The following is a 290-nucleotide window of genomic DNA, read 5'->3' on the forward strand; positions in this document are numbered from 1 at the left end:
CTCTTCGCGTAATATACGATAAAACGTTGATTCTGATGCGATATATATCGCATCATCTGCTAGCTTCGGCACAATTTGTGAAGGGGGTAAATCAACAAACTCCTCTTTTTTTGTAGTCTCTATGACAACTTGTCTTTCCTCTTCTGTCAGCTTGTTTTTTGGTGTAGGTCGCTGCACATGGGGACGTTGATCTTCTTTTATTCCACCATCCGAAACCCAGCGTTCATACGTGCGAACACTAATGTTTAGTTCCGAACATGCCTTAGCCAATCGCGCACCGTTTAGATTCT

The 290-nt window shown here is 42.8% G+C and carries 1 protein-coding gene; it reads right to left on the reverse strand.

All coding sequences use genetic code 11. From position 1 onward, the window contains the following. A partial coding sequence (locus H2672_RS19385; RefSeq protein WP_186674029.1) for a helix-turn-helix domain-containing protein occupies positions 1-290 on the reverse strand: 290 nt, incomplete at both ends.

The sequence above is a fragment of the Sporosarcina sp. BP05 genome, from assembly GCF_014282005.1.
Classification (GTDB): domain Bacteria; phylum Bacillota; class Bacilli; order Bacillales_A; family Planococcaceae; genus Sporosarcina.